Source organism: Microbacterium sp. NPDC058345, from assembly GCF_042723855.1.
GTDB lineage: Bacteria > Actinomycetota > Actinomycetes > Actinomycetales > Microbacteriaceae > Microbacterium.
Genome location: NZ_JBHXIG010000003.1, coordinates 383,991 through 400,104, shown reverse-complemented (window position 1 = coordinate 400,104; position 16,114 = coordinate 383,991). Strand labels below are relative to the sequence as shown.

The 16,114-nt window shown below is 70.1% G+C and carries 20 protein-coding genes; 8 read left to right on the top strand and 12 right to left on the bottom strand.

From position 1 onward, the window contains the following. The first annotated feature begins 53 nt into the window (after positions 1-53). Genes ACFWH5_RS13600 through ACFWH5_RS13590 form a run of 3 tightly spaced genes read left to right on the top strand, consistent with a single transcriptional unit; the run spans position 54 to position 2,985 of the window. Positions 54-1,316: a magnesium transporter gene (locus ACFWH5_RS13600; RefSeq protein ID WP_378835405.1), complete on the top strand. Its 1,263-nt coding sequence runs from the start codon at positions 54-56 to the stop codon at positions 1,314-1,316. Continuing rightward, on the top strand, positions 1,316-1,849 hold the full coding sequence (locus ACFWH5_RS13595; protein WP_378835404.1) for a DUF1003 domain-containing protein: 534 nt from the start codon (positions 1,316-1,318) through the stop codon (positions 1,847-1,849). The genes ACFWH5_RS13600 and ACFWH5_RS13595 overlap by 1 nt, the downstream gene beginning before the upstream one ends. Continuing rightward, positions 1,846-2,985 (top strand): Mrp/NBP35 family ATP-binding protein, encoded by a 1,140-nt coding sequence (locus ACFWH5_RS13590; protein ID WP_378835402.1) that lies wholly within the window; start codon positions 1,846-1,848, stop codon positions 2,983-2,985. The genes ACFWH5_RS13595 and ACFWH5_RS13590 overlap by 4 nt, the downstream gene beginning before the upstream one ends. Before the next feature lie 46 nt (positions 2,986-3,031). Here ACFWH5_RS13590 and ACFWH5_RS13585 read toward each other — a convergent pair whose 3' ends face one another. Beyond that, positions 3,032-3,436 carry a twin-arginine translocase TatA/TatE family subunit gene (locus ACFWH5_RS13585; protein WP_378835399.1) on the bottom strand — a complete coding sequence of 135 codons (405 nt, stop codon included), beginning with the start codon at positions 3,434-3,436 and terminating at the stop codon, positions 3,032-3,034. Between the two features lie 85 nt (positions 3,437-3,521). Here ACFWH5_RS13585 and ACFWH5_RS13580 point away from each other — a divergent pair, with 85 nt between their 5' ends. Further along, positions 3,522-4,154 (top strand): O-methyltransferase, encoded by a 633-nt coding sequence (locus ACFWH5_RS13580; protein ID WP_378835397.1) that lies wholly within the window; start codon positions 3,522-3,524, stop codon positions 4,152-4,154. Between the two features lie 75 nt (positions 4,155-4,229). On the opposite strand, the gene ACFWH5_RS13575 is transcribed toward ACFWH5_RS13580, so the two are convergent. From ACFWH5_RS13575 to dapE, 3 genes are all read right to left on the bottom strand, one after another. Then, a complete protein-coding gene (locus tag ACFWH5_RS13575) occupies positions 4,230-4,400 on the bottom strand; it encodes a DUF3117 domain-containing protein (protein WP_071644972.1) in 171 nt (56 codons plus the stop codon). Between the two features lie 70 nt (positions 4,401-4,470). Then, positions 4,471-5,682: a hypothetical protein gene (locus ACFWH5_RS13570; protein WP_378835394.1), complete on the bottom strand. Its 1,212-nt coding sequence runs from the start codon at positions 5,680-5,682 to the stop codon at positions 4,471-4,473. Beyond that, positions 5,664-6,737, bottom strand: coding sequence for a succinyl-diaminopimelate desuccinylase (gene dapE / locus ACFWH5_RS13565; RefSeq protein WP_378835392.1), 1,074 nt, complete (start codon positions 6,735-6,737; stop codon positions 5,664-5,666). The genes ACFWH5_RS13570 and dapE overlap by 19 nt, the downstream gene beginning before the upstream one ends. Before the next feature lie 68 nt (positions 6,738-6,805). Here dapE and dapD point away from each other — a divergent pair, with 68 nt between their 5' ends. After that, positions 6,806-7,759, top strand: a complete 954-nt coding sequence (gene dapD, locus ACFWH5_RS13560; protein WP_378835389.1) for a 2,3,4,5-tetrahydropyridine-2,6-dicarboxylate N-succinyltransferase — start codon at positions 6,806-6,808, stop codon at positions 7,757-7,759. A gap of 455 nt (positions 7,760-8,214) precedes the next feature. After that, on the top strand, positions 8,215-9,744 hold the full coding sequence (locus ACFWH5_RS13555; RefSeq protein WP_378835386.1) for a DEAD/DEAH box helicase: 1,530 nt from the start codon (positions 8,215-8,217) through the stop codon (positions 9,742-9,744). A gap of 150 nt (positions 9,745-9,894) precedes the next feature. Here ACFWH5_RS13555 and ACFWH5_RS13550 read toward each other — a convergent pair whose 3' ends face one another. The 6 genes from ACFWH5_RS13550 to ACFWH5_RS13525 all read right to left on the bottom strand — a co-directional run bounded on the left by ACFWH5_RS13550 (position 9,895) and on the right by ACFWH5_RS13525 (position 14,311). Further along, positions 9,895-11,184, bottom strand: a complete 1,290-nt coding sequence (locus ACFWH5_RS13550) for a citrate synthase (protein WP_378835384.1) — start codon at positions 11,182-11,184, stop codon at positions 9,895-9,897. Between the two features lie 156 nt (positions 11,185-11,340). Beyond that, positions 11,341-12,450, bottom strand: a complete 1,110-nt coding sequence (dapC, locus tag ACFWH5_RS13545) for a succinyldiaminopimelate transaminase (RefSeq protein ID WP_378835381.1) — start codon at positions 12,448-12,450, stop codon at positions 11,341-11,343. After that, a complete protein-coding gene (gene fdxA / locus ACFWH5_RS13540) occupies positions 12,447-12,770 on the bottom strand; it encodes a ferredoxin (RefSeq protein WP_378835378.1) in 324 nt (107 codons plus the stop codon). Before fdxA ends, dapC begins: the two co-directional genes overlap by 4 nt. 19 nt (positions 12,771-12,789) lie before the next feature. Further along, entirely contained in the window at positions 12,790-13,185 is a 396-nt protein-coding gene (locus tag ACFWH5_RS13535; RefSeq protein ID WP_378835375.1) for a histidinol dehydrogenase, read from the bottom strand. A gap of 77 nt (positions 13,186-13,262) precedes the next feature. Beyond that, positions 13,263-13,577: an AzlD domain-containing protein gene (locus ACFWH5_RS13530; protein WP_378835373.1), complete on the bottom strand. Its 315-nt coding sequence runs from the start codon at positions 13,575-13,577 to the stop codon at positions 13,263-13,265. Further along, on the bottom strand, positions 13,574-14,311 hold the full coding sequence (locus ACFWH5_RS13525) for an AzlC family ABC transporter permease (protein WP_378835370.1): 738 nt from the start codon (positions 14,309-14,311) through the stop codon (positions 13,574-13,576). Before ACFWH5_RS13525 ends, ACFWH5_RS13530 begins: the two co-directional genes overlap by 4 nt. Before the next feature lie 66 nt (positions 14,312-14,377). On the opposite strand from ACFWH5_RS13525, the gene ACFWH5_RS13520 reads away from it, so the two are divergent. Both ACFWH5_RS13520 and ACFWH5_RS13515 read left to right on the top strand, forming a co-directional pair. Then, on the top strand, positions 14,378-14,926 hold the full coding sequence (locus ACFWH5_RS13520) for a helix-turn-helix domain-containing protein (RefSeq protein ID WP_378835368.1): 549 nt from the start codon (positions 14,378-14,380) through the stop codon (positions 14,924-14,926). A 104-nt stretch (positions 14,927-15,030) separates the two neighbouring features. After that, positions 15,031-15,510, top strand: coding sequence for an AAA family ATPase (locus ACFWH5_RS13515; RefSeq protein WP_378835366.1), 480 nt, complete (start codon positions 15,031-15,033; stop codon positions 15,508-15,510). Here ACFWH5_RS13515 and ACFWH5_RS13510 read toward each other — a convergent pair. Together ACFWH5_RS13510 and ACFWH5_RS13505 are read right to left on the bottom strand one after the other, a co-directional pair. Next, entirely contained in the window at positions 15,507-15,839 is a 333-nt protein-coding gene (locus ACFWH5_RS13510) for a transposase (protein WP_378835364.1), read from the bottom strand. The two genes, ACFWH5_RS13515 and ACFWH5_RS13510, sit on opposite strands and share 4 nt — an antisense overlap. Continuing rightward, positions 15,824-15,958, bottom strand: a complete 135-nt coding sequence (locus ACFWH5_RS13505) for a transposase (protein WP_378835362.1) — start codon at positions 15,956-15,958, stop codon at positions 15,824-15,826. Before ACFWH5_RS13505 ends, ACFWH5_RS13510 begins: the two co-directional genes overlap by 16 nt. Positions 15,959-16,114 lie beyond the last annotated feature (156 nt).

The following is a 16,114-nucleotide window of genomic DNA, read 5'->3' as shown; positions in this document are numbered from 1 at the left end:
CTGGGTTCGACGCGCTCGGCTGTTCGCCGCACGCCGCGGACTACGCTGGACGGGTGAGCACACAACGGGTTTTCGTCGCGCGCCTGGCCGGGTGCGCCGTCTTCGACCCCGTGGGCGACCGGCTCGGCAAGGTCCGGGACGTCGTCATCGTGTACCGAAGTACCGCCGCTCCGCGCGTCATCGGCCTCGTGGTCGAGATCCCCGGTCGCCGGCACGTCTTCCTCTCGATCGGCCGCGTCACATCGATCCGCGCCGGTCAGGTGATCACCACGGGTCTCATCAACGTGCGCCGATTCCAGCCGCGTCCGGGCGAGGTGCGCGTACTCGCCGAGTTCCTCGGGCGCCGGGTGCGCCTCACCGACGGCAGCGGCACCGCGGTCATCGAGGACGTCGCGATCGAACAGGACCGCCACGGCGAGTGGGCGATCAACCAGCTGTTCCTCCGCAAGGCGAAGACCACCGCGTCGCCGTTCGCCAAGGGCCCTACGGCGTTCGCCCGCTGGCACGACGTGGCCGAGCTCCGCAAGCCCGGCGAGGCGCAGTCCGCCGAGCAGCTGGTCGCCACATACTCCGATCTGCACGCCGCCGACCTCGCCACGACCCTGCTGGATCTTCCCGAGAAGCGCCTGATCGAGGTCGCCGAGGAGCTGCCGGACGAGCGCCTCGCCGACGCGCTCGAGGAGATGCCCGAGGACGACCAGGTCGGCATCCTGGACCGTCTCGGCGATGAGCGCGCCGCCGACATCCTCGACGAGATGGAGCCCGACGACGCCGCCGACCTTCTCGCCCAGCTGCCCCCGGACCGGCTCGAACAGCTCCTCGCACTGATGGAGCCGGAAGAGGCCGCAGACGTCCGCCTGCTGCTCAGCTACGGGCCCGACACCGCGGGTGGCCTGATGACCACCGAGCCGATCGTCCTCTCGGCCGACGCCACCGTCGCCGAGGCGCTCGCTCTCATCCGCCGGCACGAGCTGCATCCTGCCCTGGCCGCGGCCGTCTTCGTCACACTGCCGCCGTTCGAGACGCCCACCGGGCGTCTGCTCGGGGTGGTGCACTTCCAGCGGATGCTGCGGTACCCGCCGCACGAGCGGCTCGGCGCCATCCTCGACGACAGCCTGGAGCCCCTGTCGGTCACCGCCTCCGCCGCGGAGGTCGCCCGCATGCTCGCCAGCTACGACCTGGTGTCGCTGCCCGTCATCGACGCGGCGCACCGTCTGGTCGGTGCGATCAGCGTCGACGACGTGCTCGACTACCTGCTGCCGGACGACTGGCGCACCCATGACGTCGACGAGGCCGGGCCGGGAGCGAAGCGATGATGGCCCGCGCTCCTCGCCTCGACACGCCCGGACGCGGCGCCTCGGCCCGCACGTCGGGCCCGTCGCGCGACCGGTTCGGCAGGTTCACGGAATGGGTGGCGAGGGCGATGGGAACGCCCGCGTTCCTCGTACTGCTGACGCTGTTCTGCGCGGCGTGGATCGCGTGGAACACACTCATGCCGCGACATCTGCGTTTCGACGACGCCACCCTGGGCTTCACGGCGCTGACCCTGATGCTCTCGTTGCAGGCGTCGTACGCGGCCCCTCTCATCCTGCTCGCGCAGAACCGTCAGGACGACCGCGACCGCGTGCAGATCGAGCAGGATCGCCAGCGCGCGGAGCGGAACCTCGCCGACACCGAGTATCTGGCGCGGGAGATCGTCGCGCTGCGCCTCGCGCTCGAGGAGCGCTCGTCGCAAACCGTGACCCGTGATGTGCTGCGCCAGGAGCTGAAGTCGCTCCTCGCCGACCTCGAGAACGAACCGAGCCACCCGGCGTCTGAGACGGAGACCGAGACCGGGCCAGGGCGATGACTCTCACTGATCGGGTGCGCGCCGCCGTCGCGGCCGTCACCGACCCCGAGCTTCGGCGCCCGATCGGCGACCTCGACATGGTGCGCGAGGTCTCGGTGGCCGACGGAACCGCTCAGGTGGGGATCGTGCTGACCATCGTCGGATGCCCAGCCGCGCAGCGCATCGAGCAGGACGTGCGCGACGCCGCGGCATCCGTCCCCGGCATCGCGGACGTGGTCGTCGACGTGGGCGTGATGACCCCCGACGAGCGGCGTGCGCTCACCGAGAAGCTGCGCGACGGACGCCCCGCCCGCCAGATGCCGTTCGGGCCGGACTCGCTCACCCGCGTCATCCTCGTCTCCAGCGGAAAGGGAGGCGTCGGCAAGTCCACCATCACCGCCAACCTCGCCGTCGCACTGGCGCAGCAGGGGCTGCGGGTGGGCCTGGTGGATGCCGACGTGCACGGCTTCTCGATCCCCGGCCTGCTCGGCATCGCCCCCGGCACCCAGCCCACGCGCATCGACGACCTGATGCTGCCGCCCGTCGCCCACGACGTGAAGACGGTGTCGATCGGCATGTTCCTGCGCGACGGGGAGGCGGTCGTCGCCTGGCGCGGCCCGATGCTGCACCGCACCGTGCAGCAGTTCCTCACCGACGTGTTCTTCGGAGACCTCGACGTGCTGCTCATCGACATGCCCCCGGGCACGGGCGACATCGCGATCTCGATCGGCCAGCTGCTGCCGCACGCCGAGGTGCTCGTGGTCACCACCCCGCAGCCCGCCGCCGCGGATGTGGCGATCCGCAGCGGTCTCGTCGCACGTCAGACCGGCCAGCGCGTGATCGGCGTCATCGAGAACATGGCCGCCTTCGCCCTTCCCGACGGCACCGTGCTCGATCTGTTCGGCTCGGGGGGCGGCGCGGAGGTTGCGCGCGCGCTCAGCGAGCCGGATGCGCACGGCGAAGGGGCCGGAAAGGTGCCGCTGCTGGCATCCGTTCCGCTCAGCCCTGCGCTGCGCCAGGGCGGCGACGCCGGGGCGCCCGTGGTTCTCGCACAGCCGGATGACGCCGCCGCGCGGGCCATCTCCGCCCTCGCCGACGCGATCGCCCACCGCGGCCGCGGCCTTGCGGGCCGATCGCTGCCGCTGCGCATGCCCTGAGGGCGGGAAGGGCTCAAGCCCGACCGCCGATCCGCCCAGCCTGCGGTCAGGTGGCCTCGACGTCGTACGGCGGAGGCGTGCTGCGCGAGAACGCGGTGCGGGTCCAGGCCGGACGGGAGGCGGCGCCGACGGGCTCCGTCGACACCGGAGCGACGACCTCGGCGGGCTTGGCGGCGACCGGTGCGTCGAAGGAGGGCTCTTCGAACAGCGCGTCCCGGATGATGCGGCGCGGGTCGTACTGGCGGGGATCGAGCTTGCGCCAGTCGACCTCGTCGATGTCGGGGCCGAGCTCTTCACGCATCTTGCTCTTCGTGTCGCGCAGGTATTCACCCGCGCGGCGCACGAACCGAGCGAACGCCTCCGCCGCCTTCGGCAGACGCTCGGGACCGACGATGAGCACCGCGACGATGCCGATCAACAGCAGCTTGTCGAAGGTCAGGCCCAGTTCCATGCTCTTAGGCTACCCGCCGCGCCTCCCCCGGCGATGCGTCTCGGCGACTTACTCTGTCAGTAACCCGGCTTTTCAGGAGACCTCCATGAGCGAACACGACGCGAACGCCCGATTCGTCCGCGAGACCATCGTGGAGCCGGCGCCCATCGCACGGGCCCGCGCACACGCGATCGAGCTCGGAGCATCGCCGCTGAGCGCCGCCCTCGGCGCCCAGTGCGCCGTTCTGGCGGCCGCATCGGGAGCCCGATCCATCGTCGAGATCGGCACCGGAGCCGGAGTGTCGGGTCTGTGGCTGCTGCGGGGCGCCCCGCAGGCCGTGCTCACCACCATCGACAACGAACCGGAGCATCTCGCCGCGGCCCGTCAGGCGTTCGTCGACGCGAAGATCCCCGCCGCGCGCTCGCGGTTCATCACCGGCCGCGCGGCCGACGTGCTGCCGCGCATGAACGAGGGCTCATACGACATCGTCCTCATCGATGCCGACCCCGAGAACGTCATCGAGTACGTCGAGCACGGCCTGCGCCTGGTGCGCACGGGCGGCCTGGTGCTCGTCCCCCGCGTGCTGGCCGGCGGCAGGGTGGCCGATCCCGTGCAGCGGGATGCGGTGACCTCCGCCTACCGCTCGCTGGTGCAGGAGACACAGGAGTCCGACGCGGTCATCGCCGCGCTCTCCAGCGTCGGCGAGGGCCTGCTGCAGCTCGCCCGCATCGCGGCCTGACACCGCCCCTGCGTCGGAGCGGATACACGAAGGGCGGCGGATGCCGAAGCATCCGCCGCCCTTCGTGTGCTGTTCTCAGGCGCTGACAACGGCTCCCAGCACGTCATGAAGCTCCTTCGCCTCGGCGTCGTTGACGGAGACGACCAGCCTGCCGCCGCCTTCGAGCGGAACCCGCACGATGATGAGTCGCCCCTCCTTCACGGCCTCCATCGGTCCGTCGCCGGTCCTCGGCTTCATCGCTGCCATCGTGGCTCCCTTTCCTCGGTGGTATGCCACAAGTTTATCGGTACCCCCGACAGCACCGGACGCCACGATGTCACGGCACCTGCCAGAACGTCTGGCTGAGCCCGTAGACCGAGTGGATCCAGAGCCATTGCGCGAGCAGGCACGCGCTCAGCATCGCCCACCGCCACCCCCGCGACCGGGGAACGGCGGCACCCCACAGCGGTGACAGCGGGATCAGCAGGCGCAGCGTGCTCGACTGCGGGAAGAACACCGCCAGCAGGTACAGCAGGTAGCTCGCGCTCCACAGCCGCAGGTCGGCGCCCAGCCGACGCACGGGCGCGGAGCGCAGCAGCAGCCAGGCGGCGCCGACGACGAGAAGTGCCAGCGCGACCACGCCCACCCTGCCGGGCATCCCCCAATGCCGGAACCAGAACTGCGCCCCGAGCACGAAGCCGTCGAACGGGACGAACACCGGGGACGCATCCTGGATCCAGTTGCGCCGCCAGGCGAGCTCGGTGCGCAGATACGCGGACGGGTCTGCGGTCACGACCGCCGCGATCAGCTGCCACGAGAAGCCCACGATGGCCGAAAGCAGCCCGAGCGCCACGATGTGCACCACATGCGCCGCCGGGAGCGGATCGTCGTGCCGCCGCACCCAGCGCGCGATGCCGTGCAGGGCGAGGAACAACGAGAAGGCGAGCACGCCCGGACGGGTGAAGCCCATCACCGGGATGAGCAGGTACAGCGCTGCGTACCGGTAACGCGAGGCCAGATCGAGGCTCACCAGCAGCAGCAGCATGAACAGCGCCTCGGCGTAGCCGACCTGGAACAGCGCCGCCAACGGCCCGGACGAGAAGAACGCGACCGCCCACATCGCCGCCGACGCGCCGATGCGGTCGCGCAGCAGACGGTGCAGCGCGAAGCAGGCCAGCAGTCCCGCGACCAGTGAGACAAGCAGCGCGCCGGTGCCCCAGTCGCCGAAGCCGACCGCCCTGGCCAGGAAGGCGTACACCGGCATGAACGCCCAGGCGTTCTCGGCGACGTCGCCCGAGTCGGTGCGCGGCAGCTCGACCGGATAGCCGTTCTCGGAGACCCACCAGTACCACTGTGCATCCCAGCCGAGCACGTAGTCGCGCACCGTCGCGTCGGCGCCGAACCGCGAGAGCGGCGACGACTGCGACGCGGCCAGCGCCAGGAAGGCCGTGGTGATCAGCCGGGAGACGAGATAGACGATCGCGATCCGCCCCGCCACCGGCGTCCGCAGCCACCGGCGCAGGGCGGGGGTCAGGAGGCGGTCAGCCACGCGCGCAGCCCGCGTTCCACGTCGTCGATCTGCGCGAGCGGCACGCGCTCTTCGTCGTGGTGCGCGAGGTGCGGGTCACCGGGGCCGTAGTTGACGGCCGGAACGCCGAGGGCCGAGAACCGCGCCACATCCGTCCAGCCGTACTTCGCATGCGCCTCGCCCCCGACCGCGGCGAGGAACTGCTGCGCGATGGGAGCGTCGAGCCCGGGGCGCGCGCCGGGTGCGACGTCGACGATCTCCACCTCGAAACCCTCGAAAGCAGCACGCACGTGCGCCTCGGCATCCTCGACGCTCTTGCTGGGCGCGAAACGATAGTTGACGTCGACCTCGCACAGGTCAGGGATCACGTTGCCCGCGACGCCGCCGCGGATGGCGACCGCGTTCAGGCCCTCGCGGTACGCCAGGCCCTCGACGACGATCTCACGGGCCCGGTACTCGGCGAGCCTGCTGAGGATGGGAGCGACCCGGTGGATGGCGTTCTCGCCCACCCACGATCGGGCGCTGTGCGCCCGCACGCCACGCGTGCGCACCACGGCCCGCAGGGTGCCGTTGCACCCGCCCTCGACGCGCCCGTCACTCGGCTCGCCGAGGATCGCGAAGTCGGCGTCGAACAGATCCGGCCTGGTCTCGGCGAGGAGCTTCAGTCCGTTGCGCGACGCCTCGACCTCCTCGTTGTCGTACCACATCCAGGTGATGTCGACCACGGGATCGGCGAGCTCGGCGGCGAGCTTCAGCTGCACCGCGACGCCCGCCTTCATGTCGACGGTGCCCCGCCCCCAGAGGAACGGAGTGCCGTCGATGTCGATGTCACGGGTCGGGACGTTGTCGTTGATCGGCACGGTGTCGATGTGCCCCGCAATCACCACACGCTGTGCACGCCCGAGATCGGTGCGGGCGACGACCGTGTTGCCGTGCCGGATCACCTCGAGGTGAGCGCAGGCGGAGACCGCGTTCTCGATCTCGTCGGCGAGCTGCTTCTCGTCGCCGGACACGCTGGGAAGGTCGCAGATCGCACGGGTGAGGGCAGCGGAGGACGCTGTGAGATCGAGCACCATGGCCACCAGCCTAATCCGGGGCGTCATACGATGAGCGACCGGATGACGCGGCGCGCTACCGTTGTGACATGAGCAGTGAGCGCACGGTATGGGGCATCGGCCTGAGCACGATCGCATCGGACGGCACAGTGCTGGACGCTTGGTTCCCGGAGCTGGGCTTCGGCGCGCAGGAGCCCGATGACACCGAGGCCGCGATCGCGACATGGGGCGCCTACGCCGATCGCGACGACCGGCGAGATGTGACCGTGCAGCTCGTGCAGCTCAGCGTCGACCTGGATGCCGCCGTCGCATCGACGCCGGACGCGTATCTGCGTCTGCACGCGCTCTCGCACCTGCTCGTGCGCCCGAACGAACTGAGCCTGGACGGCATCTTCGCCCATCTGCCGAACGTGGCGTGGACGAGCGCCGGGCCGATGCGCCCCGCGGACGCCGCACGCCTGCGTCCGCTGCTGCAGCGGCACGGCATCCAGGTGCAGAGCCTCGACAAGTTCCCCCGACTCACCGACTACGTGCAGCCCGAGGGCGTGCGCATCGCCGATGCGTCGCGGGTGCGCCTCGGCGCGCACCTCTCCCCCGGCACGACGGTCATGCACGAGGGCTTCGTGAACTTCAACGCCGGAACCCTCGGCGCCTCGATGGTCGAGGGCCGCATCTCGCAGGGTGTCGTGGTCGGTGACGGCAGCGACATCGGCGGCGGAGCATCCATCATGGGCACCCTCTCGGGCGGCGGGGCGCACCGGGTCTCGATCGGCGCGCGGACGCTGCTCGGCGCCAACGCCGGCATCGGCATCTCGCTGGGCGACGACTGCATCGTCGAGGCCGGCCTGTATGTCACGGCGGGCACCAAGGTGACGGTGGCGGATGCCGCTCCGGCACCCGAGGGCGGGCGCCCCACGGTGAAGGCCGCAGAGCTGTCGGGGCGCAGCGGACTGCTGTTCCGGCGCAACTCGCTCACCGGCGTCGTCGAGGTCGTGCAGCGCTCCGGCCACGGGGTGACGCTGAACGAGGCGCTGCACGCCTGATCCCCTGCAAGCCCCCGCCCGGACACCCCACCGCCGGTCGGCCACAACCGGGACACCCACCGCCGGTCGGCCCACACGCCGGACACCCCACCGCCGGTCGGCCGACACCCCGGACACCCGACCTCCGGTCGGCCCACGACCGGACACCTCACCGCCGGTCGGCCACAACCGGGACACTTTTCAGCGACTGTCACACATATCGACGTGACACTCGCAGAAAAGTGTGACAATCGGGCGGGTGCGGGCGAAGTGCCCCGCATCCAGGCAGAGCACGGATGCGACTGCTAGGCTGAACCCGGCGCCCCTCGCAACCGCGAGACGTCTGCGTCGTCGATACATGTTCCGCGCCGGTCCCCGGCTGCGATCCTCTCGAGCGGCGAAACGATGCGCGATCCCGCGCCGTCGCCCACTTTCCGCAGCATCCCCCGCTGCGCCTTCCTCCCGGAGCTTTCTCTATGCCTTCCTTCCTCGACCTCGGCGTGCCCGCCGCCTTCGCGTCCGTTCTGGCCGCCGACGGCAAGACCGAGGCGTTCGCCATCCAGCGCGACACCCTCCCCGACTCCCTTGCCGGCCGTGACCTGCTCGGTCGTGGCCGCACCGGCAGTGGCAAGACCATCGCGTTCGCCCTGCCGCTCGTGGCGCGTCTGTCGGCATCGTCGTCCAAGACCCGAGCGGGTCACCCACGGGGGCTGGTGCTCGCACCGACCCGCGAGCTCGCCACTCAGATCGCCGCGACCATCGCACCGCTGGCCGCCGCCGTGGGGCTGCGCGTCACGACGGTGTTCGGCGGCGTGAGCCAGCGCCCGCAGGAGCAGGCGCTGCGTTCCGGCGTCGACATCGTCGTCGCCTGCCCCGGTCGCCTCGAAGACCTCATGAAGCAGCGCATCGTGTCGCTGGATGCGGTCGAGATCGCCGTGCTCGACGAGGCCGACCACATGGCCGACCTCGGCTTCCTGCCTGGGGTCACCCGCATCCTCGCCGCGACTCCCGCGCGCGGACAGCGCCTGCTGTTCAGCGCCACCCTCGATCGCGGCATCGACGCCTTGGCGAAGCGCTTCCTGCACGACGCCGTCAGCCATGAGGTCGATGAGGCCAGCGTGCCCACCGGCGAGATGACGCACCGCGTGCTCGTCGCCGCCGACGCCGACGCGAAGAAGCAGCTCGTGCAGGATCTCGCGTCGGGTCTCGGACGCCGCATCCTGTTCACCCGCACCAAGCACCAGGCGAAGAAGCTCGCCAAGCAGCTCACCTCCGCCGGCATCCCCTCGGTCGATCTGCACGGCAACCTCGGTCAGAACGCCCGCGAGCGCAACCTCGCCGCCTTCGGCGCCGACCCGGCCAAGGGCGGCGTGCGCGTGCTCGTCGCCACCGACGTCGCCGCCCGCGGCGTGCACGTCGACGACGTCGAGCTCGTGGTGCACGTCGACCCGCCCGTCGAGCACAAGGCCTACCTGCACCGCTCCGGTCGCACCGCGCGCGCCGGCGCTGCCGGCACCGTGGTCACGTTGATGCTGCCGGAGCAGCGTCGCGACGTGCAGGATCTGCTGCGCAAAGCCGCGATCGCGGTCTCCCCTGAGCCGGCCACCGACGCCGCAATCGACGCGCTGGTCGGCGATCGTGCGGCCAAGGTGAAGCCGTCACCTGTGACTCCGCAGCCGCAGACCCAGCCGAAGGCCAATCGAGGCGGGCAGAGCCGTTCCGGTCAGTCGCGCCCCGCGGCATCCTCGAGTTCGTCCGGCTCTCGCCACTCGCGCGGGCGTGGTCGCGGCGCCGGCGTGCAGGGCCAGCAGGATCAGGCGCGCCAGCACGGGGCGCAGTCGCAGCCGCGCCGGGCGGCGCAGGCCCACGGCGCACACGGTCACGGCACGCAGAGCAACGGCGCGCAGGGTCACGGCGCGCCGGCCAGCGCTCACAACAGCACCCACGCGTCCGGCAAGGGTCGCCCTGCGGGCTCCCGCCGCGCCACCCGCCCGCAGGGTCGCTGACCCGCTCCGGGCACCGTCCACCGCCGACGGATGCCGTCCGGCATCCGTGCACGTCCTGACGGATGCCGCGCGGCATCCGTCAGGGATGCCGACGATCGACGCAGAACGCCCCGTCACGTGTGTGACGGGGCGTTCGTGTCAGGATGCGGCTCAGCGAACGGGGAAGGCCCGCTCCGGCGATCCGGTGTAGAGCTGCTGCGGGCGCCCGATCTTCGTCTGCGGGTCGAGCTGCAGCTCGCGCCACTGCGCCAGCCAGCCGGGCAGGCGACCGATCGCGAACAGCACGGTGAACATGCGGGTCGGGAAGCCCATCGCCTTGTAGATCACGCCGGTGTAGAAGTCGACGTTCGGGTAGAGGCGGCGCTCCTTGAAGTAGTCGTCGGCGAGCGCGATCTCCTCGAGTTCCTTCGCCAGGTCGAGAAGCGGATCGGTCACGCCGAGTTCGGCGAGCACCTCGTCGGCCGCCTCCTTGACGAGCTTGGCACGCGGGTCGTAGTTCTTGTAGACCCGGTGGCCGAAGCCCATGAGCTTGACGCCCTCTTCCTTGTTCTTCACGCGCTCGACGAAGCGCTGCACGCTCTGACCCGACTCGCGGATCTGCCCGAGCATGGTGAGCACGGCCTCGTTCGCCCCGCCGTGCAGCGGTCCGGACAGCGCCTGGATGCCGGCCGAGATCGACGCGAACTGGTTCGCCCCCGTGGAGCCGACCAGTCGCACGGTCGAGGTGGAGGCGTTCTGCTCGTGGTCCTCATGCAGGATCAGCAGCAGCTCGAGCGCCTTCGACATCACCGGGTTGACCTCGTACGGCTCGCTGAGCACGCCGAAATTGAGCTTGAGGAAGTTGTCGACGAAGCTCAGCGAGTTGTCGGGGTACAGGAACGCCTGTCCGACGCTCTTCTTGTGCGCGTACGCGGCGATCACCGGAAGCTTCGCGAGCATGCGCACCATGTTCAGCTCGACGTGCTCGGGGTTGTGCGGATCGGTCTGACCCTCGTAGTAGGTCGAGAGCGCCGCGACGGCCGACGACAGCACCGACATGGGGTGCGCGGTGTGCGGCAGTGCCGAGAAGAATCGCTTGAGATCCTCGTGCAGCAAGGTGTGCCGACGGATGCGCTCGTCGAAGTCGGCGAGCTCGTCGGCGGTGGGCAGCTCGCCGTAGATGAGCAGCCAGGCGACCTCGAGGTAGCTGCAGTTCTTCGCGACCTGCTCGATCGGATAGCCGCGGTAGCGCAGGATGCCCTTGTCGCCGTCGATGAACGTGATGTCGGACTTGGTGGATGCCGTGTTCACGAAGCCGTAGTCGAGGCCGGTGTAGCCGGTCTGGCGGGTCAGCGTGGAGAAGTCGATGCTCGGGTTCCCGCTGGTGGCGCTCAGCACGGGGAATTCTGCGGTCGTCCCGCCGATCGAGAGTGTCGCCTTCTCGGGCTGATCTGCGCTCACGCGAACCTCCTGTTGGGTGTGTGCGTCGTGGACGATGGGCGGCGCCGTGCGCCGGCTCGGATGCCGACCGCATCGCTCGTACAGCCTAGCCGGGTCATAGGCCTACTGTGACATCCGCCAAGACATGACGGAAACGAGAAGACGACTCCTACAAACTCAGGCGAGGGCCGTCAGCCGCGCCGCAGCCTGCTCGACCCGCTCCAGCGGCGCCGTGAGCGAAAGGCGCACGTGGTCGGTCGAGTGGTCGCCGTAGAAGTGCCCAGGGCCGGCGAGGATGCCGAGCCCGGCGAGGCGATCCATCGACTCCCAGGCGTCACGGCCCTCGGTCGCCCACAGGTACAGGCCGGCCTCGGAGCCGTCGATGCGGAACCCGGCTGTCTCGAGCGCGGGCTTGAGAAGATCGCGCCTGGCGCGATAGAGACTCTTCTGCACGGCGACGTGCTCGTCATCGCCGAGGGCCACGGCCATGGCATGCTGCACCGGCGCGGGCGGCATCAGGCCCAGGTGCTTGCGCGCGGTCAGCAGATCGCCCACGATCCGCGCGCATCCGGCCACGAGGGCCGCACGATAGCCGGCGAGATTGGACTGCTTGCTGAGCGAGTACACGCTGAGCAGACCGGATCGAGAGCCGCCGGTGACCCGCGGGTCGAGCACCGACGGGATTGGCTCGCTCGCCCACGGCCCTTCCCAGCCGAGTTCCGCGTAGCACTCGTCACCGGCGAGCACGGCTCCCAGTTCGCGGGCACGGCGCACCGCCGCCGCCAGCTCCTCGACCGTCCAGGTGCGGCCGTCGGGGTTTCCGGGGCTGTTGATCCAAATCAGCTTCGCGCCCTCGGGCCAGTCGGCGGGATCGTCTGCGGCGACCGGCGTCGCGCCCGCGACGATCGCACCCACCGCGTAGGTGGGGTACGCCACGGTTGGGTGCACGACGATGTCACCCTCGCGAAGACCCAGCAGGGTCGGCAGCAGCGCCACGAGCTCCTTGGAGCCGATCGTCGGAAGCACGTTCGCGACGGTCAGGTCGTCGACGCCGCGTCGCCGCGCGTACCAGGCGACGATCGCCTCACGCAGCCGCGGGGTGCCGACGGTCTGCGGGTATCCGTGCGCGTCGGTCGCCTCCGCGAGGGCCCGGCGGATGATCTCGGGGGTCGGGTCGACGGGCGAGCCGATGGAGAGGTCGACGAGACCGTCCGGATGCTCCGCCGCACGCGTGCGGTACGGCGCGACGGCGTCCCACGGATAGTCGGCGAGGTCGAGGACGCTCACTCATTCCCCTGCGGGGGAAGCGCGGCGATGATCGGGTGATCGTGATGGATCACGCCGACCTTGGCGGCGCCGCCGGGCGAGCCGACCTCGTCGAAGAACTCGACGTTGGCCTTGTAGTAGTCGGCCCATTCCTCGGGGAGGTCGTCTTCGTAGTAGATCGCCTCGACGGGGCACACCGGCTCGCAGGCACCGCAGTCCACGCACTCGTCGGGGTGGATGTACAGCGACCGTTCGCCCTCGTAGATGCAGTCGACGGGGCACTCGTCGATGCAGGCACGATCCTTCACATCGACGCAGGGAAGAGCGATCACGTACGTCACGCCTTCAGTCTACGGCCCCTCACGCACCGCGGCGGCGCGGATCGGATGCCGCCGGCGGGCGCAGCTTCGACATGTCGGGCCAGGCGACGACGAACAAGGTGATGCCGGCGGCGACGTACATCCAGATGTTGCCGAGCGGTGTGTCGGGGACGACGATCGAGCCGCCAGGGCCGCGCTGCGAGATCACCAGGATGAGCACGAGCATGCCGAGGCCTGCGGCCAGCGCCGCCCAGCGGTCTCCGGTCAGGGCGCGCAGCGCGAACAGCAGCGCTCCACAGGCGACCGCGCCGACGATCAGCCCGAGCGGGATCGGCCCCCATACGAAACTGTGGGCGATGGTCGCGGCCACCCCGTACACCGCGCCGACGACGGCGGCGGCGAGCCAGGACAGGCCTCGGGAGATCACGCTTCGCACCGGCTCAGCCTATCCCCGCTGGGCGGGGTCGCAGGACCCGTTGCGCACGGCAGTCGACCGTGCCGAGCGTCCGGATGTCACGTCGCCCAGCCGGCGAGCCGCAGCAGCGCCGCGACGACGGCCGCACCGATCACGACGACGAGGAACGACTGTCGCATCCACAGCAGGCATCCGGCGACCAGCACGGCCGGCACGCGCGCGTCGACGACGATCGCCTGGCCCGCGCCCAAGGTCTGTACGGCGACGAGCGCGGCGAGCAGCGCGACGGTGAGCAGATCGGAGATGCGCGCGGGCCGAGGGGCCTCCATGACCGACGCGGGAACCAGGTAACCGAACGCCTTCAGCGCCACGCAGACGCAGGCCGCGAGCAGCACGGCGTTCCAGACGGTCATGATGAGCTCCTCGTCGGCCGCTCTGGCCCGTCGAACCAGTTGAACCACCCGACGACGATCGCGACCACCGCCGCAACGAGCACCGGCAGTCCCGGCATCAGAACCGGCGTGAGAGTCGCCGCGACCACCGCGGCCGCGACGCCGACGACGATCGCCTGGCGCTTCTTCAACCGCGGCCAGAGCAGAGCGAGGAAGGCGGCTGCGGCCGCCGCATCCAATCCCCACGCGCGCGGTCCGCCGATCTGATCGAGGACGTCGCCGAGCAGCGCACCGGTGAGGGTGGTGAGGTTCCAGCCGAGGAAGATGCCGACACCGGTGACCCAGAAACCGAGACGTGCCAGGCGCGGGTCGTCCTGCGAGACGGCCACGGCGGTGGACTCGTCGATCGTGAAGTGCGCGGCGGCGGCCCGCCGGCGAAATCCGCGCCCGATGATCGGCGACATGCGCATGCCGTACGCGAGGTTCCGCACCCCGAGCAGTCCGGCCGACGCCACGGCGGAGGGCAGCGCCGCGACGCCACCGGCCGCGAACACGCCGACGAAGGCGAACTGCGATCCGCCCGTGAACATGAGCAGACTCAGCACGCAGGTCTGCCACACGTCGAGCCCCGAGGCGACGGCGAGCGCACCGAAGGAGATCCCGTAGGCGCTGGTCGCGATCGCGACGCCGAGCGCTTCGCGCCAAACCTCGCTGGCCGCCGCCTGCACGGCGGCCGTTTGATTCTCTGAACGCACGACTACTATTCTGAACAGACCCACCTCGGCCGTCAAGTCGAACGATCGTTTGGAATATTGAACAGCATGGATGACCTCCGCGAACGCATCGCCCGCTCGCTGCGCCGTGAGCGCGAGGCCAACGGCCTCTCGGTTTCGGAGCTCGCCCGAAGGGCGGGCGTCTCGAAGGCCACGGTCTCGCAGTTGGAGAGCGGCGGAGTCGGCCCCAGCGTCGAGACGCTCTGGGCGCTCGGCGATGCGCTCGGCATCCCGTTCGCGACCCTCGTCGAAGAGCACATGACGGCGCCGCGTCTCATCCGGGCCGACGCGCACGCCGGTGTCCCGTCGGCGGCGGCGCCGTATGTCGCGACGCTGCTGTCCGCCAGCCCTCCCGGTGCGCGGCGCGACATCTACCTCATCCAGGCGGAACCCGGCGAACCGCGCCGGTCACTGCCGCACCATCGCGGCACGACGGAGCATGTCGTGCTCGTGAGCGGCGAGGCACTGCTCGGACCGGCGGATGCCCCCGAGCGGATGCATCCGGGCGACTATCTCTCCTACCCGGGCGACGCTCCCCACGTCTTCGAGGCGCTGTCGACCGGCACGAGCGCGGTGCTGATCAGCGAATTGCGCTGAGCGACGGCGCTAGGGCGTGTTGATCAAGTCCGTTCTGATCCAGATCAGCGATGAGCGGAGCGTTGCAAGCCTCAACGTCAGTGGCGGAGCGTAATCTCGGCCCGGTGGCAGTGAACAGGACTCTAGGATCTCGCGTCGTGATGATGTGCGGGCCAGCTGGTGCAGGAAAGACCACCTGCGCCAAGCGGCTGGAGCGCGAGGGCTGGACGCGTTTGTCGTTCGAGGTGGAGTTCTGGGATCGCGGAATCACCACGATGCCCTCCGCCGAAGCGGTCGCCGAGGTGGCAGCAGACCTGAAGGCGCGCTTGCTGCGCCATGTCGCGGCGGGGAACGATGTCGTGCTCGACTTCGGATTCTGGTTTCGGCGACAACGCGATGAGTTCCGCGCACTGCTCGCACCTCAGGGCATCGTGCCGGAGACTGTCTACATCGCGACGAGTCTTGAGACCATCCTGAGCCGGGTCGGTGACCGACACGGCAGGTGGGCGGACGATTGGCCGCTCACCGAGCAGACGGCGGCTGAATACTTTGAGAGGTTCGAGCCGCCGACGCCCGAGGAGGGACCGCTCGAGGTGGTCCGCTAGGCCGCGTGAGTCAAGCTTGTTGGAGCACCGCTCGACGACGTTGAGTCCTTGTAGCGCTCCTTTTGGTCGTCACCGACCTCGATCGGTCTGCCCGGCTTCTTTCGGCGGTGCCCGATCTGGTCATTGCGTTCGGGGATCGTCGCGGCGATCTTCCGCTCCCGCGGCCAAGCCCGGTGCTTCCTCGACTGGTAGCCCTTGTCCGCGATCACACGATCGGGACGCTGACTCGGCCGGCCAACCGGACGCGGCACCCGGATCTGATCGAGCGTGGCAGCCATCATCGTCGTGTCGCTGATGTTCCGGCGAAGCGCCTTTAGATCGAATTCCACTTCCCGAACCGCTCCGGCACATCCCGCCAGGTCGCACCCGAGCGGTACTTCCAGGCCATTCGCTCGACCGCGAGACGATGATCCGTCCACGGTCGCGAACGCCCCACCGGCACCGGCATCAACGGCTCCAGAGCGGCCCAAACCTCATCTGAGATCTCCTGACGCGTCACACCATCGAGACTCGCCGACCACGAGCGCAGACTTCTTGATCAACACGCCCTAGGCGCTCAGCCCCCGCCGGCCGGAGCCGAGCGGGGGCCTGTGCGCGCGTGGAG